At 52.1% G+C, this 24,293-nt stretch carries 26 protein-coding genes; 14 read left to right on the forward strand and 12 right to left on the reverse strand.

Translation table 11 applies throughout. From position 1 onward, the window contains the following. Positions 1-30: 30 nt before the first annotated feature. The gene (gene prlC / locus FH755_RS05765; RefSeq protein ID WP_292439504.1) at positions 31-2,070 is read left to right on the forward strand and encodes an oligopeptidase A; all 2,040 of its coding nucleotides are present in this window, start codon (positions 31-33) and stop codon (positions 2,068-2,070) included. 46 nt (positions 2,071-2,116) lie between these two features. Here the strand turns inward: prlC and FH755_RS05770 are convergent, their stop codons facing one another. The 3 genes from FH755_RS05770 to FH755_RS05780 all read right to left on the reverse strand — a co-directional run bounded on the left by FH755_RS05770 (position 2,117) and on the right by FH755_RS05780 (position 3,909). Then, positions 2,117-2,884, reverse strand: a complete 768-nt coding sequence (locus FH755_RS05770; RefSeq protein WP_292439506.1) for an outer membrane beta-barrel protein — start codon at positions 2,882-2,884, stop codon at positions 2,117-2,119. A gap of 139 nt (positions 2,885-3,023) precedes the next feature. Beyond that, entirely contained in the window at positions 3,024-3,440 is a 417-nt protein-coding gene (locus tag FH755_RS05775; RefSeq protein ID WP_292439508.1) for a hypothetical protein, read from the reverse strand. Positions 3,441-3,642: 202 nt separating this feature from the next. Next, complete coding sequence (locus FH755_RS05780) at positions 3,643-3,909, reverse strand: DksA/TraR family C4-type zinc finger protein (protein ID WP_292439528.1); 267 nt, start codon at positions 3,907-3,909, stop codon at positions 3,643-3,645. A gap of 815 nt (positions 3,910-4,724) precedes the next feature. On the opposite strand from FH755_RS05780, the gene ubiD reads away from it, so the two are divergent. Together ubiD and FH755_RS05790 are read left to right on the forward strand one after the other, a co-directional pair. Next, complete coding sequence (gene ubiD / locus FH755_RS05785) at positions 4,725-6,191, forward strand: 4-hydroxy-3-polyprenylbenzoate decarboxylase (RefSeq protein WP_292439530.1); 1,467 nt, start codon at positions 4,725-4,727, stop codon at positions 6,189-6,191. Between the two features lie 193 nt (positions 6,192-6,384). After that, positions 6,385-6,963, forward strand: coding sequence for a MarC family protein (locus tag FH755_RS05790; RefSeq protein ID WP_292439532.1), 579 nt, complete (start codon positions 6,385-6,387; stop codon positions 6,961-6,963). Here the strand turns inward: FH755_RS05790 and FH755_RS05795 are convergent, their stop codons facing one another. Genes FH755_RS05795 through moaD form a run of 3 tightly spaced genes read right to left on the reverse strand, consistent with a single transcriptional unit; the run spans position 6,964 to position 8,037 of the window. Continuing rightward, positions 6,964-7,356 carry an MAPEG family protein gene (locus FH755_RS05795; protein ID WP_292439534.1) on the reverse strand — a complete coding sequence of 131 codons (393 nt, stop codon included), beginning with the start codon at positions 7,354-7,356 and terminating at the stop codon, positions 6,964-6,966. Then, positions 7,353-7,808, reverse strand: a complete 456-nt coding sequence (locus FH755_RS05800; protein WP_292439536.1) for a molybdenum cofactor biosynthesis protein MoaE — start codon at positions 7,806-7,808, stop codon at positions 7,353-7,355. Before FH755_RS05800 ends, FH755_RS05795 begins: the two co-directional genes overlap by 4 nt. Position 7,809: 1 nt before the next feature. Beyond that, a complete protein-coding gene (gene moaD / locus FH755_RS05805; protein ID WP_292439538.1) occupies positions 7,810-8,037 on the reverse strand; it encodes a molybdopterin converting factor subunit 1 in 228 nt (75 codons plus the stop codon). Between the two features lie 48 nt (positions 8,038-8,085). Between moaD and moaC the strand changes: the two genes are divergently transcribed. Further along, entirely contained in the window at positions 8,086-8,562 is a 477-nt protein-coding gene (gene moaC, locus FH755_RS05810; RefSeq protein ID WP_292439540.1) for a cyclic pyranopterin monophosphate synthase MoaC, read from the forward strand. On the opposite strand, the gene FH755_RS05815 is transcribed toward moaC, so the two are convergent. Further along, positions 8,559-9,629, reverse strand: coding sequence for a substrate-binding domain-containing protein (locus FH755_RS05815; protein WP_292439542.1), 1,071 nt, complete (start codon positions 9,627-9,629; stop codon positions 8,559-8,561). The two genes, moaC and FH755_RS05815, sit on opposite strands and share 4 nt — an antisense overlap. A 123-nt stretch (positions 9,630-9,752) precedes the next feature. On the opposite strand from FH755_RS05815, the gene FH755_RS05820 reads away from it, so the two are divergent. Both FH755_RS05820 and FH755_RS05825 read left to right on the forward strand, forming a co-directional pair. Further along, on the forward strand, positions 9,753-11,087 hold the full coding sequence (locus tag FH755_RS05820) for a porin (RefSeq protein ID WP_292439544.1): 1,335 nt from the start codon (positions 9,753-9,755) through the stop codon (positions 11,085-11,087). A gap of 72 nt (positions 11,088-11,159) precedes the next feature. Beyond that, a complete protein-coding gene (locus tag FH755_RS05825) occupies positions 11,160-11,966 on the forward strand; it encodes a substrate-binding domain-containing protein (RefSeq protein ID WP_292439546.1) in 807 nt (268 codons plus the stop codon). Between the two features lie 41 nt (positions 11,967-12,007). Here the strand turns inward: FH755_RS05825 and FH755_RS05830 are convergent, their stop codons facing one another. Both FH755_RS05830 and FH755_RS05835 read right to left on the reverse strand, forming a co-directional pair. Further along, positions 12,008-12,403 carry a cytochrome c gene (locus tag FH755_RS05830; protein WP_292439548.1) on the reverse strand — a complete coding sequence of 132 codons (396 nt, stop codon included), beginning with the start codon at positions 12,401-12,403 and terminating at the stop codon, positions 12,008-12,010. A gap of 148 nt (positions 12,404-12,551) precedes the next feature. After that, positions 12,552-13,616, reverse strand: a complete 1,065-nt coding sequence (locus FH755_RS05835) for a DUF2333 family protein (protein WP_292439550.1) — start codon at positions 13,614-13,616, stop codon at positions 12,552-12,554. Positions 13,617-13,774: 158 nt separating this feature from the next. On the opposite strand from FH755_RS05835, the gene FH755_RS05840 reads away from it, so the two are divergent. From FH755_RS05840 to FH755_RS05855, 4 genes are read left to right on the forward strand one after another with little or no spacing between them, the layout of a single operon-like run. Continuing rightward, entirely contained in the window at positions 13,775-14,725 is a 951-nt protein-coding gene (locus FH755_RS05840) for an ATP-binding cassette domain-containing protein (RefSeq protein WP_292439552.1), read from the forward strand. After that, positions 14,725-15,465: an ABC transporter permease subunit gene (locus FH755_RS05845; RefSeq protein WP_292439554.1), complete on the forward strand. Its 741-nt coding sequence runs from the start codon at positions 14,725-14,727 to the stop codon at positions 15,463-15,465. The genes FH755_RS05840 and FH755_RS05845 overlap by 1 nt, the downstream gene beginning before the upstream one ends. A gap of 14 nt (positions 15,466-15,479) precedes the next feature. Next, positions 15,480-17,393, forward strand: coding sequence for a Gldg family protein (locus FH755_RS05850; protein WP_292439556.1), 1,914 nt, complete (start codon positions 15,480-15,482; stop codon positions 17,391-17,393). 41 nt (positions 17,394-17,434) lie between these two features. Then, positions 17,435-18,568, forward strand: a complete 1,134-nt coding sequence (locus FH755_RS05855; RefSeq protein WP_292439557.1) for a DUF4340 domain-containing protein — start codon at positions 17,435-17,437, stop codon at positions 18,566-18,568. Between the two features lie 50 nt (positions 18,569-18,618). Here FH755_RS05855 and FH755_RS05860 read toward each other — a convergent pair whose 3' ends face one another. Then, a complete protein-coding gene (locus FH755_RS05860; RefSeq protein WP_292439560.1) occupies positions 18,619-19,539 on the reverse strand; it encodes a chemotaxis protein CheV in 921 nt (306 codons plus the stop codon). A 245-nt stretch (positions 19,540-19,784) separates the two neighbouring features. On the opposite strand from FH755_RS05860, the gene flgA reads away from it, so the two are divergent. The 3 genes from flgA to FH755_RS05875 all read left to right on the forward strand — a co-directional run bounded on the left by flgA (position 19,785) and on the right by FH755_RS05875 (position 21,285). After that, positions 19,785-20,402 carry a flagellar basal body P-ring formation chaperone FlgA gene (flgA, locus tag FH755_RS05865; protein WP_292439562.1) on the forward strand — a complete coding sequence of 206 codons (618 nt, stop codon included), beginning with the start codon at positions 19,785-19,787 and terminating at the stop codon, positions 20,400-20,402. Positions 20,403-20,490: 88 nt separating this feature from the next. Further along, positions 20,491-20,781 (forward strand): flagellar biosynthesis anti-sigma factor FlgM, encoded by a 291-nt coding sequence (gene flgM / locus FH755_RS05870; protein WP_292439564.1) that lies wholly within the window; start codon positions 20,491-20,493, stop codon positions 20,779-20,781. Positions 20,782-20,796: 15 nt separating this feature from the next. Next, complete coding sequence (locus FH755_RS05875) at positions 20,797-21,285, forward strand: flagella synthesis protein FlgN (RefSeq protein ID WP_292439566.1); 489 nt, start codon at positions 20,797-20,799, stop codon at positions 21,283-21,285. On the opposite strand, the gene hemH is transcribed toward FH755_RS05875, so the two are convergent. Further along, positions 21,286-22,296, reverse strand: coding sequence for a ferrochelatase (gene hemH, locus FH755_RS05880; RefSeq protein ID WP_292439568.1), 1,011 nt, complete (start codon positions 22,294-22,296; stop codon positions 21,286-21,288). 15 nt (positions 22,297-22,311) lie between these two features. Then, entirely contained in the window at positions 22,312-23,208 is an 897-nt protein-coding gene (locus tag FH755_RS05885) for a TIGR01777 family oxidoreductase (protein ID WP_292439570.1), read from the reverse strand. Positions 23,209-23,314: 106 nt separating this feature from the next. Here FH755_RS05885 and FH755_RS05890 point away from each other — a divergent pair, with 106 nt between their 5' ends. Continuing rightward, positions 23,315-24,259, forward strand: a complete 945-nt coding sequence (locus tag FH755_RS05890) for a DUF523 and DUF1722 domain-containing protein (RefSeq protein WP_292439624.1) — start codon at positions 23,315-23,317, stop codon at positions 24,257-24,259. The last annotated feature ends 34 nt before the right edge of the window (positions 24,260-24,293 follow it).

Consider the following 24,293-nt stretch of genomic DNA (forward strand, 5'->3'; position numbering starts at 1 on the left):
AATCAACGCCTGCCCTGACCAGAGAGAATTATGAGCAATCCATTACTAGACGATTACACTTTGCCGCCGTTTTCCAGAATCAAGCCGGAACATGTTGAGCCGGCTGTCACTCAGGCCATTGAAAAAGCGAGGGAAGCCGTCAATACACTGCTGACCCGTATTTCCGAGCCGACCTGGGAAACCCTGGTAGAGCCGATGGAAGAAATCGAAGCCAGCATCGATCATGTCTGGTCGCCGGTCAGCCATATGAACTCAGTGGTCAATTCCGATGAACTGCGCAAGGCTTACAACGCCTGTCTGCCGATGCTGAGCGAATTCGGTACCGAGCTGGGTCAGAATGAAGATCTTTACCGTGCCTACAAGGCGCTGGCAGAAAGCGAAGCCTATCAACAGCTTGATACCGCGCAGAAAAAAGTCATTGATAATGCGATACGTGATTTCCGTCTGTCCGGTGTTGAGCTGCCACCGGCACAGCGGGATCAATATAAAAAGATCACCCAGAAGCTGACCGAGCTCAGCGCCAGGTTCGAAGAAAACCTGCTCGACGCGACCCACGCCTGGAAAAAGCATATTACCGACGAAGCCATGCTGTCTGGCCTGCCGCCTTCCACCGTGGCGATGGCGGAGCAGTTTGCCAAGCGTGACGGTCTGGAAGGCTGGGTCTTCACCCTCGACTTCCCGTCCTACATGCCGGTGATGTCCTATGCTGACAACCGTGAACTGCGCGAAGAGATGTACACCGCCTTCGCCACCAAGGCTTCTGATCAGGGGCCCAATGCCGGTAAATGGGACAACACTGAAGTCATGGCCGAGATTCTGAAACTGCGCCATGAACTCGCCCAGCTACTGGGCTTTAATAACCACGCCGAACGTTCCCTGGCCACCAAAATGGCACAGACACCGGAACAGGTGCTGGACTTTCTGAATGATCTGGCCGCCCGCAGCAAACCGATTGCCGAAAAAGAGTTTGAAGAACTCAAGGCCTATGCCAAAGAAACCGCCGGCATGGACGATCTGGAAGCCTGGGATGTGACGTATTTTGCCGAGCAACTGCGTCAGCAGCGTTATTCGATTTCGCAGGAAGAACTGAAACCTTACTTCCCTGAAGACAGAGTGGTGAATGGCCTGTTTGCCGTGGTTAACAAGCTGTATGGCCTGGAAATCACTGAACGCAAGGATGTCGACACCTGGCATAAAGATGTGCGTTTCTTTGAAATCCGTGAAGCCAGTGGCGAACTGCGCGGGCAGTTCTATCTCGATCTCTATGCCCGTCAGCACAAACGTGGCGGCGCCTGGATGGATGAATGCCTGGTGCGTCGTAAGACCGCCGATGGCATTCAGACCCCTGTCGCTTTCCTGACCTGTAATTTCTCGGAACCGGTCGGGGGCAAGCCGGCTTTGTTCACCCATGATGAAGTGACCACGCTGTTCCATGAGTTCGGCCATGGCCTGCACCATATGCTGACCAAGATTGATTATTCCGGTGTTTCCGGGATTAACGGTGTGGCCTGGGATGCGGTCGAACTGCCCAGCCAGTTTATGGAAAACTGGTGCTGGGAACGCGAAGCGCTGGATCTGATTGCCGGTCATTATGAAACCGGTGAGCCGCTGCCGGAAGCCTTGTATCAGAAAATGATTGCAGCGCGTAACTTCCAGTCAGCGATGATGATGCTGAGACAAATCGAGTTTTCTCTGTTCGATTTCCGTCTGCATCTGGAGTTTGATCCGAACGAAGCCAACCAGGTCGATAAGATCCTGGCCGAAGTGCGCGATCAAATCACCGTGGTCAAGCCACCTAAATTCAACCGCTTTGCTCACAGCTTTGCCCATATCTTTGCCGGCGGTTATGCGGCCGGTTATTACAGCTACAAATGGGCGGAAGTGTTGTCGGCAGATGCCTTCTCCAAGTTTGAGGAAAACGGGATTTTTGATCGCAAGACCGGTCTCGAATTCCTGTCGTCGATTCTGGAGCAGGGTGGCTCCAAAGAGCCGATGGAGCTGTTTATCGAGTTCCGTGGCCGTGAACCTGAGATTGATGCCTTACTCAGGCATTCAGGCATTGCCGCTTAATAAAAAAGAGCCGAAAGGCTCTTTTTTATTTGTGCTGACTCAGCGTTTACAGCGGCCTGGAGATACCCAGCGTGATGCTGTTGCTCCTGAGATCGAGTTCATGCTCAAAACCATCATTCGGGTAATCGAGGGTGGTGCTGTCACTGTCGAAAACATTGTTATAGGCTGAATAGCGGTATTCCAGCCTGACGGTCCAGTCAGCCATCAGCCGATGCTCAATGCCTGCACTGGCTGTCCAGCCGAGTTTCCACTTGTCTTGATCTTCATTGACTCGCTGCGGCTGAAAGGTATCAGTGAACAGAAAGTCATATTCAAATTTACGTAAAGACGGCCCGGCAGCGATATAAAACAAGGATTTTTTATGCGCGTAACCCAAACGGGCTTTGAGGTTCACTGCCCAATCCGATTCAACCCGTGTGGTCACATTAAAGGTGTCGCCCGGTGCCGTGTTGTACTCAACCGGGCCAGCGGCATTCTTTTCTTTGAAATCCGAAAAGCTGAGATCGGCTTCCAGACCATAGACCAGATTACCGCTCTGGTGATTGTACCCCCAGAACAGCTGACCCTGAGCATGGTTGTCTTCAATATCATCAGAAGCACGGGGATTAACCAGCGCAAAATCGTCACCGGTAAAGTAGCCCTGCGATTTTACTTCAGCTGTCGGATCGGCTTCGCTACGTTCGGCACCGAGACTGAAACCGGCATAGCCGCCTTGCCAATAGGAGACTTGCTGGTTTTCGGCAAAAGCCGGATGACTGCTAAATGAGAGGACGAATACAAGGCCTGCGATGCCTGTCGCTGAAAATGGTTTCATGGGCTGGGTTCCTGCTGAACTTGTTGTGAACGGGTCATGCTTATTGGGTGGATTGTGCGGCGAATCTTTATAAGGAACTGTTTACCTAAAAATAAAGCAGCCAGCGCTGGCGCTGGCTGCTAATAATGAAAATCGGAAATCAGGAATTCATGCAGATCTGTACACTTTCCTGTGCAGTCTGAATCATCACCATCACATCGTCTTTTTTGACCAGACCGGCATCAATATCTTCTTTCAGCTTCTGGTTCAGGGCGCGGGTGGTGTTAGCCACATCACCTCCATCTGCGACCAGCATGATCGCCTTGTCCCGGTATTCTGCCGGCAGATTACTCAGTCCTTTAATCTGGCATTCAGCCATTTTCGCGACATAGGCATCAGCCTCGGCACGGATCGCTTTCGCTGTCATGTCGGGACGGTCGCTGCTGAGCTTCTTCATCACCAACGGCTTCATCTGTTCGCTGTAGTGTTTTTTGTAGTTTTCCTGAGTCTCGGCATCAATAGCGAGGGCCTGCTGAGCGGCAAAAATCAAAGGCAATAGTAATAATAGTTTTTTCATTGCATATCCTTTCGTGTTGGGACCCCATAAAATTATCGGGGGTATTCATGCTGAAACATAAGGTTTAGGGAATCAATTTCCTGTGAACTGTATCTCGTTAAACAAAATCATTCCAGCACGCGTATTGGACTATGAAGTCTGACAGAAAAAGCAGGCAATAAAAAAGGGCAGCGATGTGCCCCCTTTTATTAGTTTGTATTAATCAGCGCAGTTGACTGTCTTTACTGCCCCGGCGATTGAAGAGACCGGCAGCCTTGTTTTCCTTATCCACTTCTTCCTGACACTGCACGCACAGCCGCACACCGGGAATGGCTTCACGGCGAGCCTCCGGAATGGCTTCTTCACATTCTTCGCAGAACTTCAGGCTCTCGCCCTTGGGCAGACGGCCGCGCACGGCGCTGACTGCATCTTCCACACTGGCATCGATTTGATCTTGTACCGCCCCGTCTCGGGACCATCCTCCAGCCATAACGACCTCCAAATGACTGTTTTCATAATAGTTTCATTATATTCTAAAGATGGGGGTTGGGATCAAAATTCTCAAGTTGATTGTTTCTTCTGTGTAGGTTGGGCTGAGGTACGAAGCCCAACGATAGAGGTTGGGGGCATTGTTGGGCTTCATTGCATTCAGCCCAACCTATATCTTGACATTGCGACGCCGACAGGTCGTGGCAATCTTCAGGAACCTGGTTTTCGGTCAAAGCTGGGAAGCTAGCAGTGAATAAAACATTCAGTTCTGTTCTGAACGCTCGTATTTCGCCTTAATGGCGAGTCAGGGAAATACGCGCCCATTTCCCTAACAACCCTAGGGCGCCCCAATGTGCTGGCCTGCGGCTCCACTCGTCATAACATTGATTCAGGCGGTCGGCTAAAACTCGCTGCGCTCAGACACTAGCCGCCCTCAGACCTGAATCAATGTTATTCCTCGTCAGCACAAACGGGGATGGAAAAGCGGACACAAACTTGAATCTAGGGAATCAACTTTCCCCTCTCCCTCGAAGGGATAGGGGAAACCCGCCCTTATGCGAAGCTGAGCATCGCAGAGGTGACTGGATCAGTGTGAGCGCATGTCTGAGCGTAGCGAGTTTGCGAACACCCAGTCAGATCGAGAAGCGCAGGGAACCCGCAGGGCAAGCATGGGTCTGGCCTTTTTTGGCCACGCAAAAATGAACTTGTGAACCTCAAGTTCACAAAACCGGCTCTAGACTGAAAACTATGTGGTATTACTTAGGCCAAAGCTTAAACTGCTAAGCTATTCCATATTTGATAAAAATTACATTAACAATGAAATACACCGATCTCCGCGACTTCCTCTCCGGCCTGGAAAAGCAGGGCGAACTCAAACGCATTACCACCGAAGTTGATCCAGCCCTGGAAATGACCGAAATCGCTGACCGGGTGTTACGGGCAGGTGGTCCGGCGCTTTTGTTTGAAAATCCCAAAGGCTCTAAGGTCCCGGCTTTGCTGAACCTGTTCGGCACGCCGAAGCGTGTGGCAATGGGCATGGGTGAGGACTCGGTGGAAGCTTTGCGGGAGGTCGGCAAACTGCTCGCCTTTTTGAAAGAGCCTGAACCGCCCAAGGGTATGAAGGATGCCTGGAGTAAATTGCCGATTTTCAGGCAGGTGATGAATATGGGGCCGAAGGTCGTCAAAAAGGCGGCCTGTCAGGAGCAGGTGCTGGAAGGGGATGAGATTGATCTGGCCAATTATCCGATTCAGCTGTGCTGGCCGGAAGATGCGGCACCGCTGATTACCTGGGGGCTGGTGGTCACCAAAGGGCCGCATAAAGAACGCCAGAACCTCGGCATTTACCGGCAGCAGGTGATTGGCAAGAACCGCGTGATTATGCGTTGGTTGTCGCATCGCGGCGGCGCACTGGATTTCAAGGAATGGCAGCAGACCTATCCGGGCGAACCGTTTCCGGTCAGTGTCGTGCTGGGCTGCGATCCGGCCACTATTCTGGGCGCGGTGACGCCGGTGCCGGATACCTTGTCGGAATATGCTTTTGCCGGTCTTTTGCGTGGCAGCAAAACGGAGCTGGTGAAGTGCATCGGTAATGATCTGCAGGTACCGGCCAATGCCGAGATTGTGCTGGAAGGACATATCTACCCCGATGATATGGCACCGGAAGGACCCTATGGTGATCACACCGGTTATTACAATGAAGTCGACAGCTTTCCGGTGTTTACCATCGAGCGCATTACCCAGCGGCAGAACCCGATTTATCACAGCACTTATACCGGCCGGCCACCGGATGAACCGGCGATTCTTGGTGTGGCGCTGAACGAGGTGTTCGTGCCGATACTGCAGAAACAGTTTCCGGAGATAGTGGATTTCTATCTGCCGCCGGAGGGGTGTTCCTACCGGATGGCAGTAGTGAGCATGAAGAAACAGTATCCCGGTCATGCCAAGCGGGTGATGATGGGGGTCTGGTCGTTTTTGCGGCAGTTTATGTATACAAAGTTCGTGATCGTCGTCGATGATGATGTGAACGTACGGGATTGGCAGGATGTGATCTGGGCGATTACCACCCGAATGGATCCGGTACGCGACACAACGCTGGTGGAAAATACGCCGATCGATTATCTGGATTTTGCCTCACCGGTATCCGGGCTGGGTTCTAAAATGGGCATGGATGCGACCAATAAAATGCCGGGAGAGACGGATCGTGAATGGGGACGGCCGATTGAGCGGGATCCGGCTGTGGTCGCGAGGATCGATGCCATCTGGGAAGAACTGGGCCTGGGATAGCGTTTAACTCTGTCGCTATATTTTAAAGACCGGTTCTATAATTGGATTGAGGGATTACCCGCCCCCATCCCGGCCTTCTCCGGTGCAGGAGGAAGGAGAAGTTTCGATGCGCGCCTTGGCGTAGCGTCTCCATCACTCGCCCCTTGGCGGGAGAGGGGCAGGCTGAGGGGGCAATAGTCCAAAGGGAGTCTCTATGATTGAAAGTGCCTTGCTGTTATTTCTGGTCATTGACCCCTTCGGCAATCTGCCGTTTGTGCTGGCCGTGCTGAGTGGCACTGAAAAATCCTATTACCGTAAAACCATTCTGCGAGAGACGTTTCTGGCACTCATGGTTTTGGTCCTGTTTGCGCTGGTCGGTGATGCCATGCTGGGTTATCTCAGCATTGAGCGGGCATCGTTGATGGTTGCCGGTGGTGTGATTCTGTTTTTGATTTCACTGAAGATGATTTTTCAGTCAGCCAAAGATGTCTTTGCCGGCGATTACAGTCAGGATTCCTTTTTATTTCCAATCGCTGTGCCCTGTCTGGCGGGACCGTCAGCCATTACCACGGTGATGATTCTGCGCTCGCAGCAGCAGACCAGCCTGATCGAGTTGCTGCTGGCCTTGCTGCTGGTGCTGGTGATTGCCTTTGTTATCTTTCTGCTCGGCCGCCGTCTGAGTGACTGGCTGGGCGAGCGTGGCATCCGCGCGGTCGAAAAACTGATGGGGCTGCTGCTGAATCTGGTGGCCGTCAATATGATGCTGATTGGCGTGCGCGACTTTCTTGGTTAGTTAATCGGCAAAGAAATAACCGGCAATCAGATAGAAAATATTCAGGGCGGACAGCGCCATAATCAGATAAAAAGTGATTTTCATGCCCAGTACCCGGCGCTCGCCATCGTTACGTTGCAATGCGGTGGCATGAATAAAGCGCCCGGCCAGCAGGGCGATACCGGCAATATGAATCAGCCACCAGGGGCTGCCGGACCATTCCAGGATAATCATCAGAATCAGCGTGATGGGGATATATTCGGTGGCATTGCCCTGAACCCGGATGGCGGTCTGCAGATCCGGGTGACCATCATCACCTATTGATACCCGGTGCTGGCGACGCAGCTTGATAACCTGAAGTGAGAGTCTCACTATCCACAAAGCACAAAGACTGGCATATAAGGCAGTAATCATGATTTTTTCCCTTGACTGTGACCGTCGGTATTTTCTTCAACCCAGCGAGCGCCTTCCGGGCCGAATTCCTGTTTCCAGAACGGGGCACGATATTTGAGTTCTTCAATCAGCCAGTTGCAGGCATCCAGCGCGGCACGGCGGTGCGCCGACCAGCAGGCAATAACCACAATCGCATCGCCGGGGTAGATCTCACCGACGCGATGGACGATAAGGCAATCCAGCAGCGGCCATTGTTCCCTTGCCAGCTGTTCCAGTTTTTGCAGATATTGCTCGGTCATCGCCGGGTAGTGTTCCAGCATCATTTTGCTGAGACCCTTACGATCACTGAAATCACGCATGGTGCCGATAAAGGTCGCAGTGGCACCGAACTGGCCGGCCTGATTCAGTTCTGACTGCTGGCGGGCAATCAGTTGCCAGGGGTCGATGTCGTGTTCACTGACCCAGTTGCTCATTTCAGCCCCCGGTGACCGGCGGGAAAAAGGCCACCTCATCCCCGTCTTCGACCGGATCATCGAAGCGGGCATATTCAAGATTAATGGCGACCAGGACATTATTGGGCCGCGGTGCATTATCGGTAGCCTGATCCCAGGCTTCGCCGGTGGTTTCGACCGAACTCAGTTCAACTTCTGACTTACCGATTTTGTCACGGAGACTGGCGAAAAATTTGACTTGGATACTCATCTGGTTGATTGTTTCAGCAGTTTCGAAAACATTAGGATAACACTTGCGATGGCTGAGTTAACCCATTTTAATCAGGCCGGCGAAGCCCATATGGTCGATGTTGGCAGCAAGGATGTGACTGACCGGATTGCGGTGGCTGCAGGTAGCATTTCTATGCTGCCGGAGACCTTCAGACTGATTGAGCAGGGTGGGCATAAAAAGGGCGATGTATTGGGTATTGCGAGAATTGCCGGCATTATGGCGGCGAAGAAAACCTCGGATCTGATCCCTTTGTGCCACCCGCTGGCATTGAGCAAGGTCTCGATCGAATTTGAGCTGGATGCCAATAACACCGCTGTGCATTGCCAGGCTCTGGTGGGAACCAGCGGCCAGACCGGGGTGGAAATGGAAGCCCTGACCGCAGTTCAGGTCTGCTTACTGACTATTTACGATATGTGTAAGGCGGTTGATCGTGGCATGGTGATGACCGATATCCGTTTGCTGGAAAAAGCCGGTGGCAAGAGCGGTCACTGGCAGCGGGATTAGCCGAAAATCTCCTTAAAGCTGACCGTTTCACCTGAGCGCGCCGTGTCATAGCCGGAGTAGCCTGCCAGGTTGTCATGAAAAGCCTGGCTTTTGAGCAGGGAAATGATTTCAGTGACCCGCTCGTCATTAATCAGGTGATTCGGTACCGCCAGACAGTAATGCTCCCACACAAGGGGGATAAATTCGAGGTTGAACTTGTCCGCCATCGGCGCAATGCCAAAACCGACATCGGCAGCGCCACTTGCCACCATAGCCGCGACGGCCATATGAGTGAACTCTTCATTCAGATAACCTTTGATCCTGCTGGCCGACACCTTATTCACCTGTAGTAACTGATCCAGCAGCAAGCGCGTACCGGAGTCTGACTGGCGGTTGATGAAAGTCAGATTGCTGTCTGCCAGCGAGTGAATATCTTTCACCTGTTTGGGATTACCGGCTGCGACCATCAGGCCCTGATTACGCTTAACCACATAAATCAGCTGATGCGTCTCTTGATTGAGAATTTCCAGATAACCCTGCTTTACCTGGTGACCCAGCTCGCCAACCGGGATATGGAAACCGGCGATATGGCAATCACCGTTTCGCAGCGCGCGCAGACTTTCCAGGCTGCCATGGAAATGCAAGTCCAGCTGAAAGTCGGATTGCTGATTAATCAGGTCTCGTAACGCACCTACAGCCAGGCCGTGGCTGGCAAAAATATTAAAACCTTCAGCATGGTGGCGGTTGAGAATCGCTTCAAATTCACGTTTGAACTGGGTGGCGAAGTTATCCAGCTCCGGGGAGAAAGAAGCGGAAAGGTGTCGGTTGCCATGCATCAGTTTTTCGCCGGCCGGTGCCAGCCGGGCGCCGCGGCCCCGCTCCAGGATGACCAGCGGATGGCCGAGCAGTGATTCCCATTTATTAACCAGCCCCCAGGCAAAGCGATAGGACACTTTCAGTCTGTCAGTGGCCTTTTTCAAGGAGCCTTCAGTCTGCACCGCTTCCAGCAGATGAAACAGAATTGCATCGATATCGTGTTTTTCACCCTGATGGCGCATTTGCCAGTGAAAGTTGATGTTAATGTCCATATTTATGTCTTTTTGTTCATATTTGTGGTCGGGTTAATCCTGATTATACTCATTAGAAATGAGTCTATATATGCTTATTTAATCATATTAAAAATGATTGTTCTGAAGCGCAGGGAGAAATTAATGAGACTAAAAACCACCATGCTACTGGCCGGGCTGACGATGGCGACAGCGATGCCGGCTTATGCCGGTTCGGAAATCAAAACTTTGATAGATATGCTGCATGCCAATGGCACGGTCAGCGATGCGCAATACCAGCGACTGATGGCAGAGCTGAACCAAAACCAGCAGCAGGCAGCTGAAGAAAAGGCCGTGGTCGAAAAAAAACTGGCCGAGGCGGTCAAGCCGCCTGAGGTGTCGGTTTCAACCAATGGCGGACTCAAGGTGAAAACCCGCGATGGCAAGTTTGAAACCAGATTGGGTGGCAGGGTTCAGGCCGATGCCGCAGCTTACGGCGGTGATCCGGAAATGGGGGATGGCACCGAAATCCGCCGTGCCCGGCTCTATCTGCAAGGCAGAATGTATTATGACTGGGGCTATAAACTGCAGTATGACTTTGTTGATGACGGGGCCAGTGGTATCAAAGATGCCTATCTGAGTTATAACGGCTTCGATAATCTGGAAATCAAGGCGGGTAACTTCAAGGACCCTTTCAGTCTGCAGGAGCAGACCAGTTCCAAGTTTGTCACCTTCACTGAACGTGCCTTGCCTTCGGCGTTCGCGGCCGGTCGCCATATCGGTGTGATGGCCACTGCCCAGCATCAACACTGGACCCTGGCAGGTGGTCTGTTCGGTGATACCGTCAGCAGCGAGGGTGGCGCTGATGATGAAGGCTGGGGCGCGGGAAGCCGGGTGACATGGGCACCGATCAATAACAAAACAGCAGTCGTTCACCTGGGCCTGGGGCTGAATTACCGGGAAACCGGCGGTATTGACTCGGCCCGTTTCAGACAGCAGCCGGAAACGCATATTGCCGGTATCAATATTCTTGACACCGGCACAATCGCCACGGTGAATGATTTCTTCAAAACCGGTGCTGAAATTGCCACTGTGCAGGGGCCGTTTTCAGCGCAGGCTGAGTACATCACAACCTCGGTGAAACGGGACAGCGGCAGCGATCTGGATTTTGATGGCTGGTATGCCCAGGCCGGCTATTTCCTGACCGGTGAGTCCCGTAATTATAAAAACGGTAAATTCGGTGGCATTACCCCGAAAGCCAATGTCGGTGAGGGCGGTATCGGTGCCTGGGAGCTGGCGTTGCGTTACAGCACGGTGGATTTGAACGATGCTGATATCGATGGCGGTGAAGCCGACTCAATGACCCTGGGCCTCAACTGGTATCCGACACCGACTTTGCGTTTCACAGCCAATTATGTCGATCTGCTGGATGTTGATGGCGGTGCCTACGATGGTGAGGAACCGAGCGTATTTCAGCTACGGAGCCAGTGGGCGTTTTAGTCATCAGGTCGTCATGCGCTTGTGCTAAGCAGTGTATAAATTAGCGATAAAAATTCGAATAGGAGGTGGATAGTGAAATTCAGACTATGGTTAGGACTGGGCCTGCTGGCTTTCGTGAGCAGCACGGCCATGGCTGTCGAGCATCTGAAAATGTCGACAACGACCAGTACCGATAACTCGGGACTGCTGGCAGTATTAAACCCGGCGTTCGAAAAGCAGCACAGCGCTCAGGTGGATGTGATTGCTGTCGGTACCGGTAAGGCGCTGAAAATTGGTAGTAACGGCGATGTCGATATCGTTTTTGTGCATGCACCGGAGGCAGAGCTCAAATATGTGCAGGCCGGCGATTTTGTTGACCGTACTGCGGTAATGCATAACGACTATGTGATTGTCGGCCCGGCCTCGGACCCGGCGAATATTGCTCAGGCCGAAAATGCCGCGGGTGTCTTTATTCGCATCGCCAATGCCCAGGTCGAGTTTGTCTCCCGTGGCGATGACTCCGGGACTCACAAAAAAGAAAAAGCCCTGTGGGACAATGCCGGCATTAAGCCTTCTGGCAGCTGGTATATCGCCGCCGGGCAGGGGATGGGCGCAGTACTGAAAATCGCTGATGAAAAAGGCGCCTATGCGCTGGCCGATCGCGGAACCCAGATCGCCTATGCCGACAAGATGAATCTGACAGTGCTGTTTGAAGGAGATGAGGTCATGTTTAACCCTTATCACATTATGGCGGTGAATCCGGCTAAACATGACCACGTTAATTATGAGCTGGCGAAAAAGTACATCGATTTTGTGTCAGGGCCTGAAGGCCAGAAAATTATTCGTGATTTCCGAATCCAGGGGCAGCAGTTATTCCATCCGGATGCTGTCAGAGACTAAAACCGGAGAAAAAACGGGCTGCCATGCAGCCCGTTTTTTATTTACTTGGCTTTTTTGGGTTTGACTTCGCCGATGGCACCATCGGCACGGGCTTTGAGATAGCGATAAAGCTGTTCCCGGCCTGTCATGACCTGCGGGTTGGACGACCAGGCCGGCATGCTGCCGATAGTGCCGGTCTTACCATTTTCAACGACGCTGAAAAATTCGTCTTTACTGATAACGTTGAGACTCTCAGCCAGGTTAGGGCCGACCATGCCCTGACCGTAAGTGCCATGACAGCGGGCGCACCAGTTACGGTAAAGCTTGAAACCCTGATAGGTTTCAGCATCCAGCTCATGACTGTTGCTGACGGTGTAAGGGGCTTCTTCCGCCGTCGCTGCGAATGGCAGCATCAACAGGGCTGCCAGGGCAGCTGCTTTTATACCTCGTTGTGACATGGTTTTCCTCCATCACATCTGAATGACAGTTACTGGTAAATCCAGTGCTCTATAGATTGAATATAGGACGAAAAACCTTATTTAAAATAGGTCATTTGCCGTTTGGCTATGGCAAATAACCTATAGCCAAGCGATTGCTGCATGGCGATTAGCCTTCGCTCATCAGCCGGCGGAGATCAATGATGCCCGCATTGGCACGCGAAATATAGGACGCCATAACCAGCGAATGATTCGCAAACAGCCCGAAGCCGCTACCGTTAAGAATGACCGGACTCCAGACCGTTTTTTGGGTGGCTTCGAGTTCACGGATAATCTGACGCAGGCTGACCAGGGCGTTTTTCTTTCTGAGAATATCGGCAAAGTCATGCTCAGCCGCCTTTAGCAGATGGATTAGGGCATAAGCGGCGCCGCGCGCCTCAAAAAACACATCATCAATCTCATACCAGGACGTTTTGGTCACGACTTCACTGGCAACCGGGGTGGATTGCACAGCATCACTGTCACCCGCCAGATCGGTATTGACACGCACCTGGCCGACGCTGGCACTGAGTTGCTGCGATAGGCTGCCCAGGCGTTTTTCGACAATGGCCAGCCAGGCCGCCAGATTATCAGCGCGTGCGAAAAACTGTGCTTCATCATTGCCGGTATTGCTCAGGCGGGCCCGGTAGGATTGCAAAGCTTTTATAGCGGCACGGTATTCGCGTTCACTGGGTGGAAATAACCAGGAGTCGGAGTTGAAATTGAACTGTGGTTCAGCTTCAGCGAGATCCGGATCCTCACGCGACTGCGACTGGCTGCGGCTGATGTCGTTACGCAGCGCGCGGGTAAAATCCCGTATTTGCACCAACACGCCGAACTCCCAGTTGGGAATATTGTCCATCCACACGGATGGCGGCATGACATCGTTTGAAAGGTAGCCCCCCGGTTTGTCCAGCAGGGTCTGGGCCAGTTCAATAGTGGTCTCGGTCGAGGTATACCCGATCACCATGGCCTGTTGTTCCAGCTTGGCTGTCTGGCGGGCATGCTCAACCGGGTTGAACGGCGCAGGTGTCATGTTCCACCACAACATCAGTAGCAGCATAATCACAGCGATGGTGCCGATAACGACACCGCCAGCTTTGAAAATTTGTCTGCGGGTCGTGGTGTCGGCAAAGCTGTCGCTGACAGTCCAGCCTAAATCACGAAATTTTTGGATGAAGCTTTTCAGGGCCATGGCAAACTCTTTGTTGATGTGGTCAGGATCAGCTTATGCGTTAACACTGGCTAAAACAATGGGGTCTTTCGGGCCGAATTCAAACTTGACTTAGGCTGACAGACACCAGAATATGTCGGGTTTGCAAAAATGTTTCAGAAGCGGGGGACGCTTTAGGTATGACATTGAGAATCGAGATCGATGATCTGGCCAAATACTTTGGCGCGATTAAGGCCGTTGATGGCGTGTCATTTTCCGTCAGCAAGGGCGAAGTTTTAGGGTTTCTGGGGCCAAACGGGGCCGGTAAATCCACCACCATGAAAATGATAACCGGATTCCTGGCACCCACCAGAGGCACTGTCAGAGTCTGTGGTTATGATGTGCTGAAAGATCCAATATCGGTGAAGGCGCATCTGGGCTATTTGCCGGAAGGGGCGCCGGCCTATGCTGATATGACCCCGGACAGTTTTCTGCACTTTATCGCCGAAATCCGCGGTATCAAGGGCGCAGACAGGAAACGTGCCGTTGCTTCAGCGGCAGAGCGTGCCCGGATTACCAACGTCATGTTCCAGCCGATTGAGACCTTATCGAAAGGCTACAAGCGCCGTGTCGGTCTGGCCCAATCCATTCTGCATAATCCCCCGGTGCTGATTCTTGATGAACCGACCGATGGTCTGGATCCGAACCAGAAACACGAAGTCCGCACCCTCATCAACGAAATGGCTGAAGACAAGGCCATTATCATATCGACTCACATCCTTGAAGAAGTGCACGCCTTGTGTACCCGGAATGTCGTCATTGCCAACGGCAAGATTCGTTTTGACGGTACACCGCAGGAACTGGAATCCAGATCCCGTTACTACAATGCGGTCTGCGTCAATGTGGCCAATATCGAGCAACAGGCGTTTGAAACCTTCCTCAGTTCATTGGACTTTGTCGCCAATGTGGAACAACTGAGCGGTAGTGATGGATTCCGAGTTTATCCGACAGAAGGCCGTCAGATTACAGCCGAGCTATCGGAGCGCATTCGCAGCAACGGTTGGGATATCGATGCACTGCATGCCGAACACGGCCGTCTTGATGAGGTTTTCCGGAGTATTACCCTGCCTAACGCGGAGTCAAGCAAATAATGAAGATGCAAAATATCTGGTTCATTATGAAGCGTGAGTTCAACGGCTACTTCGCGACGCCGGTGGCTTACGTTTTTATTATTATTTTCCTGTTGCTGACCGGTTTCTCGACCTTCTACGTCGGTAACTTTTTCGAACGCGGCGAAGCCGATCTGTATCCCTTTTTCTCACTGCATCCCTGGCTTTATATCCTGCTGATACCGGCGATTTCTATGCGTCTGTGGGCCGAGGAGCGCAAGAGTGGCTCGATCGAACTGCTGATGACACTGCCGGTGTCGGTGTTTGAAGCGGTGCTGGGTAAGTTCTTCGCAGCCTGGGCTTTTACCGGACTGGCATTGCTGCTTAATTTTCCGTTGTGGATTACGGTGAATTACCTGGGTAACCCGGATAACGGCGTTATCCTCGCCAGCTTCCTTGGCAGTCTTTTAATGGCCGGTGGTTTTCTGGCGATTGGCTCCTGCATCTCTGCGATTACCAAAAACCAGGTGATTGCTTTTGTTATCAGCCTGGTTATCAGCCTGATATTCGTACTCGCCGGTTTCGGTATCGTTATCGACTTCTTTGCCGGCTGGGCACCGCAAACGCTGGTGGATGTCATCAGTTCGTTCAGTTTCCTGACGCATTTTGATGCTATCAGTAAGGGAGTCATAGACTTGCGCGACATGCTCTATTTCATCTCTTTGATTGCCATCTGGCTGTTCGCCAATGCGCTGATTGTGAATGCGCGTAAGGCCGACTAGGAGAGAAAACGACGATGAATAAACAACTCTTATCAACCACCGGTCTGCTTCTGGCCATTATTCTTTTCATTGCCTTCAACATCGTAGTGAACGGCAATTTCAAATCTGCCCGCGTGGATTTGACTGAAGATAATCTCTATACCCTGTCGGAAGGTTCACTCAATGTGCTGGAATCGATTGAGGAACCAGTGACACTGCGCTTCTACTACACTGACAAGACAGCCCAGGCGCTGCCCAGTCTCAAAGCTTATGCGCAGCGGGTACAGGAACTGTTGCAGGAATATCAGCGTGCCTCCAACGGCATGATTCGCCTCTATGTCATGAATCCGCAGCCGTTTTCTGATGAAGAGCAGCGTGCCAAGCAATATGGGCTGCAATCGGTTCCGATCGAAGGTGAGCCGGATCCGCTCTATTTCGGCCTGGCCGGCACCAATCTGCTGGACGGGATGGAGACCATTCCTTTCTTCCAGCCTGAAAAAGAAGACACGCTGGAATACGACCTGACCAAGCTGATCTACAAACTCTCCAATCAGGACCGTAAAACGGTCGGTGTGATCAGTTCACTGCAGGTCGACGGTGAGCAGTACGACCCGATGAAAGGCGAGGTGGCGTCTCCCGATGGTGCCAAACCCTGGGCAATGATGAACGAGCTGCGTGAAATGTTTAATGTCACCATGCTGCCCAAGGATATCCGCCGTATCCCGTCCAGCATTGATGTGCTGGTGGTAGTTCATCCAAAAGACTTTGAAGACACCACGCTTTACGCGATTGATCAGTATGTGCTGGCGGGCGGCAAGCTGGTGAGCTATGTCGATCCCTATGCCGAACTGGATGAACCGGAAAAAGATCCGGATAACCCGATGGCAGCGATGCTGGCTTCACGCAGCTCCAACATGGATGAGCTGTTTAAGGCCTGGGGCATTGAGCGTGCCAGTGCTGACGTGGTAGCTGACCGCAAAACAGCGACCAAGGTCGACTTCGGTGCCAGAACCGACCATCAGCCGATTGACTATGTATTGTGGCAATCGCTTGATGAAAACAATTTCAATACCGATAAGCGCATTACTTCAGCACTGAACCGTATCAATGTGGCGACGCCGGGTTATTTCAAGATCCTGGATGACAAGTCCACTGAGGTGACCACACTGGTCTCTTCCAGTGATGAAGCCATGCTGGTCGACAAGCGCGTGGTTCAGTTCCGCAATGATCCGGTGGCGTTGCTCACCAAATATCAGCCCGGTACTTTGAGCTATCCTTACGCGGTCAGGGTTAATGGCGAGGTTAAGACCGCCTTCCCGGACGGTGCCAAGAGCAAAACCGGTGAAATCAAGAAAATGCCGGGTCATCTCGACACTGCCAAACAGGGCATTGATGTCATCGCGGTGGCGGATGTCGACATGCTGGATGACCGCTTCTGGGTACAGACTCAGGACTTTTATGGTGAGCAGCTGGCTTTCACCACCTCGAATAATATTGATTTCCTGATCAACAGTATTGAGGACTTGACCGGTAGCGAAGGGCTGATCAGTGTCCGTTCACGGGCTGGCTTTACCCGGCCTTTCCACAAAGTCATTGCGTTGCAGCGTGAGGCTGAGAAACGTTTCCGTACCAAGGAGCGTGAGCTGCAGAACAAGCTGAAAGAAACCCAGCAGCGCATTGCCCGTATGCAGGTGCAGCGCAGTGGCAGTGGTGAACAGATCCTGACGCCGGAACAGCAGAAAGAAATTGCCGAATTCCGTCTGACTGCGAACAAGACCGAGCAGCAACTGCGTCAGGTTCAGTCCAACCTGCGTAAGGATATCGACCAGCTGGACACGCAACTGAAGTTTTTCAACATCGGCCTGGTACCTATTCTGGTGGCCTTGCTTGCCGTGTTCACAGGGTGGATGCGAATCCGCAAACGTAACAAGGCTCGTAGCCAGCAGTAAGGGTTGAACCTGTTAAGTCGATAGCACAAATTAGGTTGAAAATGATGATAAAAAAACGCAATAGTCTGACTGTCCTGTTCATCATCACCGTGTTGATGGTGCTGCTGATGCTGGTCACCATCTACCGGGCGGAAGACAATAAAGATGAGTACGGACTGCTGTTTCCTGACTTGTTCGAACAGCTCAGTGATGTTGATCACATTCGTTTTGCCAGTGGTGAGGGTAATTTCACACTGCAGCGCGAGGATGAGGACTGGTACTTGCCCGAGTACTACAATTACCCGGCCAACTTCGATGAAGTGAAACGGATGCTGATCGATCTGTCTGAAGCCAGGATCCTCGAACGCAAAACCAGTGATCCGGAAAAATACGCTGTGCTGGGTGTCGAGGGCCCTAATCCGGAAGTGCCCGGCGGTGAGTCGCTCAAAATCAGCCTGCTGGATGGTGAAGAATCTGTTGCCGGTCTGATTCTGGGGGAACAGCGGGAAGTCACGATGGCTGCCGGCCCCAAACAGTTTTATGTTCGCCGTGCCGGTGAACAAGAAAGCTGGCTGGCTGAGGGCTATCTGCAGATTAACCCGGTGATGCTCAACTGGATTCAGAGTGAAATTATCAATCTCGCCCGTGAGCGTATAGCCCGCGTCGAGATCACTCAGCCCAACGGCAATTCTGCGGTACTGGTCAATTTGGGTAAAAAAGACAAATTCGGTACACCCCAGTCGGGTGACAAGACTGTCTTCAAATATCCGCAGCTGGGCTACGATATCGCCGGTTCACTGCACCAGATGCGTCTGGAAGATGTGAAACCGGTGACTGAGTTCGACCGTGGTGATGCCGATGTCGTCACGGCGGAATTTACCACCTTTGATGGTCTGGTGGTGACCGCCAAAACCTCGTTTGTAGACGGCTTTTATTTCACCACTTTAAGCGCAGCCTTTGACCCCGCTGCGATTCAACCGGCACCGAAAGACATTCAGGAACTGGATGTGACCAAAAAACCGGATGAAGTGCGGGCTGAAGTCGAGGCCTTGAATAAACGCCTGGCACCCTGGGTATATCGGGTCAGTGGTTTTGTCGGCACCAACCTGATGCGCGCCAAGGACGATATCGTGACTGAGCGTTCTCAGGTAATTCCGATGCCACCTGATATGAGCGGCTTTGGACCGAATCAGTAATTTTGCTGCTGATGACAAAATTAAGGGCTCCTGCGGGAGCCCTTTTTTGATCATTCAATCAGCGATTTAACGGCAGTTGCCAGTTCATCGGCAGAGAACTTGGGCAGGAAGTGATCCGCGCCGACTTTCTGTACCAGCGCTTCGTTGAAATTGCCGCTCATTGAAGTATGCAGCAGTATCTGTAAATCTTTGAGTGTCGGGTCCTTGCGGATTTCCGAAGTCAGCGTATATCCGTCCATCTCCGGCATCTCAATATCGGAGATAAGTAATGAGATATGCTGGCTGACATCCATGCCCTGCCGGGTCCAGTTCTGCAGAATCTGAAGTGCTTCACGGCCGTTCTTGGCGATGGTTGATTCCACACCAATCTGATCCAGGGTACGTTTAATTTGGTTCCGTGCGACACTGGAATCATCTGCCACCAGAATATGCTTACGCTGTGCCGAGTTATTTTCAATCACCTCTTCGGCAATATCTGAGGAGACCTCGGTATTGATACCCATTACTTCGGCCAGCACCTGCTCGACATCAATGATCTGTATCAGTTGATCGTCAAGCCGGGTGATCGCAGTCATATAATTGTTTGTGCCTGAGGCTGCAGGTGGCGCCATCACATCAGACCAGCTGATATTGACGATGCGATCCACGGCACTGACCAGAAAGCCCTGCACAGTACGGTTGTACTCGGTCAGAATGACAAAATTGTTCTGCGGATCCTCGACACTGCGGCGACCAATACTTTGCGATAAATCGACAATGCTGACTGTCTTGCCGCGTATGGAGGCCATCCCTTTGATAACAGGATGAGAGTTGGGCATTTTGGTGAGTGCCGGACAGGGAATAGCCTCACGCACTTTAAACACATTGATACCGTATAACTGCACGCCACCCAGCCGAAATAACAATAGCTCCAGTCGGTTGGTGCCAGCCAGGTTGGTGCGTTGGTCCACACCGTCAATCATACTGCTCATGCATACTCCTTCACTGAGGGCCTTTCTTGTTCACATATGCTGAATCATAAATGGCCTGGATATTGAAGCTATCGGCGAACAAGCCACGGACTTGATTATTTTCCGGGCATGGTCCTTGCAGATGACAAGCTATCATCTTGTTCAGGCTCCAGAGGATGCCCGCCATGACATTACGTTTGATTATAATCGGTTTATGCGTCGTTTTTTTGACACATACAGCTCGGGCTGACAATTTACAGCCAATTGTGGCAATTGAGCAGGCTGCCTATGTGCATGCATTGAACGATGCCCAGCTCAGTTACAACAGTCCGCAAGTGCTGGTCGAGTCTCTGGATAACCGGCTACGGCTACAGCAGTGTGAGAAAGCATTGCAGACTTTTTCCAACTCTGCCGCTAACACGGTGGGGAGCCGTACAATTGGCGTGAAGTGTCCGGCTGCCACGGAATGGACCGTGTATGTGCCGGTTAAGGTCAAAGTGATGAAGCCGGTTGTGGTGGCCGCCAAACCACTGGCACCGCATACCACCTTGTCGTCAGCGGATGTGCGTATGCAGGTGATGGATATTGCCGAATTGCGACAGGGCTTTTTGGAATCCACTGCACAGATCGAAGGTCAACAGCTGCGTTACCCTCTCCCAGTCGGTTCAGTGATCCCTTCAAGGGGCCTCAAACAGGAAAAAGTGGTGCGCCGAGGTGAGCAGATTGTCCTGGTTGCAGCGGCTGGCAGTATGGAAGTAAGAATGAATGGTACTGCACTTGAGGACGCCAGTGTCGGTGACAAAGTCAAAGTGAAAAACAGCTCGTCAGAGCGGGTGGTGGAAGGGATTGTTCATTCCCCCGGAATTGTCAAAGTGACTATGTAGCGTCAAAATTCAGACAACTGAGAAAAACACTCAAGTTTTTTCTAAAACGGTCGACAACAGAGTCAGAAAGTATTTGGAGACAGCATAAATGGCTGAAATAAATAATATAAAGCCGCCATTGCAGCCGGATTTTAATTCGACTCGTAATGTGGCTGAGAACAAGGACCTTAGCGGTTCTTCGATATCACCTGCGCAAAACCCGGTGGATAAAGTGAGCCTGAGTGACACTTTATCGCAGCTGGAGCAGAGTCTGGCTGACGTACCGGTGGTTGATACGGCCAAGGTCGAGTCCATTAAGCAGGCTATTGAAGATGGTTCCTATCAGATCGACAGTCAGGAACTGGCACGAAAAATGATTGATTTTGAGGGAGATCTATAACTAAGGAACACCCTCATGTCGATGAATGCGCTGCAGCAACTGACTTCAATGTTGCAATCCGAACTCAACCATAGTGTTCAACTGGCGCAACTGCTTAAGCAGGAACGAGAGGCCCTGAAAGCGGCCGACCTGGCGCAGATTTCTGTGCTCACCCAACAAAAACAACCTCACGTTGTGCAGCTGGAACAGCTGGGACGTCAGCGCGAACATTTGCTCAAAGCGGCAGGATTTCCCGGCGGCAAGTCCGGCCTGGAGGCATTTATTGCCAATCATCCGGAACAGGAAGCGGCACCGGTAAGGCAACTGCTGGAGCAACTGCGTGAAGCGGCCAGAATCTGCCGTGACAGTAATCAAATTAATGGTGGTATCGTCAACGTGAACCGCCAGCATCTGGTACGGGCGCTGAGTATTCTGCGTGGCCGTGACCCGGAAACCGGCGCCTATGGACCCGGCGGTGAATACACCAGCCAGGTCGTGCGCCAGCCGCTTATCGGCCGTGTCTGATTATTGCTGACACCAGTCAGCCAGCAAACTTACCCAGGCGGGATGATCGTTCATGCAGGGAATTAATGTAAGCGACTCACCGCCTGCTTCTTTGAACATTTCTTCCCCGCGAATCGCGATTTCTTCCAGTGTCTCCAGGCAATCGGTCACGAAAGCCGGACAAATCACCAGTACATTTTTGGCGCCTTCGGCTGCCAGCTCAACCAGTCGGTCTTCGGTATTGGGGCCCAACCATTTGGCTCGACCCAGTCGTGACTGAAAAGCCACCGAATAACTGTCCACCGGCAATCCGGCCTGCCTGGCAAAACATTCTGTGGTGCGCATGACCTGGTGCCGGTAGCAGGTTTTGTGTGCCGGGTGTGGTGTCTGGCAGCAGTTTTCCTGTTTGAGGCAGTGGCTGCCGCTGGTATCCAGCTTGGTGATATGTGATTCCGGTAGCCCGTGATAACTGAAAACCAGATGATCGTAGTGCTGTTCCAGATAGGGCTGCGCACTCTCTACCAGCGCATCGATATAACCCGGATGTTGATAAAACGGATCGATCACTTTGAGTGTGATATTAAGCTCGTGCTCGCGAATCACGCGCTTGGCTTCTTCCACCGAGGTGGTAATCGTACTGTCGGCGAAGTGCGGATAGAGCGGGATGTAGAGGATTTCCTCGACCGATTTATCCTCACAAAGGCTCAGCAGTTGCTGCTCAATGCTGGGATTGCCGTAACGCATTGCCATGGCAATCGGCAAATCGATCTGCTGTTCAACGGCTTGTTTAAGACGTTCAGACAGAACGATGAGTGGGGAGCCCTTATCGGTCCAGACACTGCGATAGGCCGCAGCAGAATCCTTGGGCCGGCTGGGCAGCACGAACAGGCTGACAATCAGCCTTCTCAGGGCCCAGGGTAACTGGATCACGTAAGGATCCATCAGAAATTGATTAAGGTATTGTCGTACCGGATTGGTTTCGGGGGCATCAGGTGAGCCCAGATTGGCCAGTAATACTGCGCGTTTAGTCATGCTACTCCGTCTCGCTTATTGCAGCACTTCTCCCAGTGCTGATTTCAGATCAGTATATTGAAACTCAAAGCCGGCCGCGCGGGCTTTTTCCGGCAGCACACGCTGACCGCCCAGCAATAACTCAGACATTTCTCCTAAAGCCAGCTTCAATACACAGGCAGGAACCATCATAAATGCCGGTCTGTGAAGATTCTGTGCGAGTGTCTGGCTGAATTCGGCATTGGTGACCGGTGCTGGCGAGGTGCCGTTGAAAACTCCTGCCAGTTCCTGCTGTTTGCTGAGGAAAATAAACAGGTTGCTGATATCTTCCAGGTGTATCCAGGACATAAACTGTTTGCCATCGCTGATCGGACCACCCAGTCCCAGCTTGAATGGCAGCAGCATCCGTTGCAGGAATCCTGCCCGTGGCGCGATAACGAGACCGGTTCGCACCAGGCAGACCCTGACGCCAAACTCCTGGGCTTTCAGCGCGGCCTGTTCCCATTTGTCACACAACTGGTGAGCAAACTCGTCTCTGAAACCACTTTGTTCAGTCAGTGCCATGTCACCCTGATCACCATACCAGCCAATTGCCGAGCCACTGATAAGACATTCCGGCCTTTGCTGACGTTTTGCCACCCAATTAACCAGCTCCTCAGTGAGCTTCATCCGGCTGTCCAGCAATACTTTTTTGCGTCTTTCTGTCCAGCGGGCATCAGCGATGGGGGCGCCGGCGAGATTGATGATCGCATCCACCTGCTCGTTATGCCCAATGTCGTCCAGACTGGTAACGGCAACCGCAGACAGACCGCAACGGCGGTGGACTTTGTCACGACTGCGACTCAGAACAATCACGGTATGCCCGGCTGCCTGCAACTTCTGACAGATTTTGCTGCCAATGAGACCGGTACCACCGGTAATCAAATAGTTCATAATTTGTCCGTTTGTTGAGTGTCTGAGCTATAAGAACACAGTTATCAGTCAAAGTTTGCACGATGTTATGATGAATGACCAATACCACCCGGAACCGTCGAGTCAGATGAAAATCAAAGTCGGTATCAGCAGCTGTCTGCTGGGCGAGGCCGTGCGCTATGACGGCTCACATAAGCACCTGCGACTGGCAACCGACAGCCTGTCACGTTATTTTGAGTTTGTGCCCGAGTGTCCTGAAATGGGCATCGGTATGGGCGTGCCCCGCAAGCCGATCCGGCTGGTAGGCAATGTCGACAATCCGCGTGCAGTGGCAGTGAATGATGAAAGTCAGGACTTCACGCAGGCGCTGACGGCTTTCGGGCACAGCAAGGCAGATGAGCACGATGATCTGTCCGGCTATATCTTTATGAAAAACTCACCCAGCTGTGGTGTATTCCGGGTCAAGGTATACCAGGATAATGGCTATCCCTCACAGTTGCCGGGCCGCGGCCTGTATGCGCAGGCCTTTATCGATAAACATCCGCTACTGCCGGTAGAAGAATCCGGCCGACTTTGTGATCCGATACTGCGTGAAAACTTCATCACCCGGGTGTTTGCCTATGCCAACTGGCAGGCACTGCAAAAAGAGGGGCTGACTGCCAAACGCATTCTCGACTTTCATGCCCGCTATAAATACTGCCTGATGGCCCATTCGCCGAAAAAATATGCTGAACTGGGACGGATGCTGGCTGATGCCGGCAATCATGACCCTGAAGCGCTGGGCGCGCGTTATTTCGCTGAATTAATGGCGACTCTGTGCAAGCTGGCTTCACGAAAAACGCATACCAATGTGATGATGCATCTGCAGGGCTACCTGAAGAAAAAAATCAGCAGCCGCGAAAAAGCCGAGCTGGGAAAAATTATCGAACAGTACCGTACCGCCCAGGTGCCACTGATTGTGCCGATGACCCTGCTCAAGCACCATTTCAATAATCACCCCGACCCTTACATCAACCGTCAGGCTTACCTGCAGCCTTATCCTGATGACCTGAGTTTGCGCAATGATATTTGAGAACTCATATCCGGTTTGGACTGCAAAATGCTTG

Origin of the sequence: Methylophaga sp. (genome assembly GCF_009711715.1) — a bacterium.
In the GTDB taxonomy this organism is placed as follows: Bacteria; Pseudomonadota; Gammaproteobacteria; order Nitrosococcales; family Methylophagaceae; genus Methylophaga.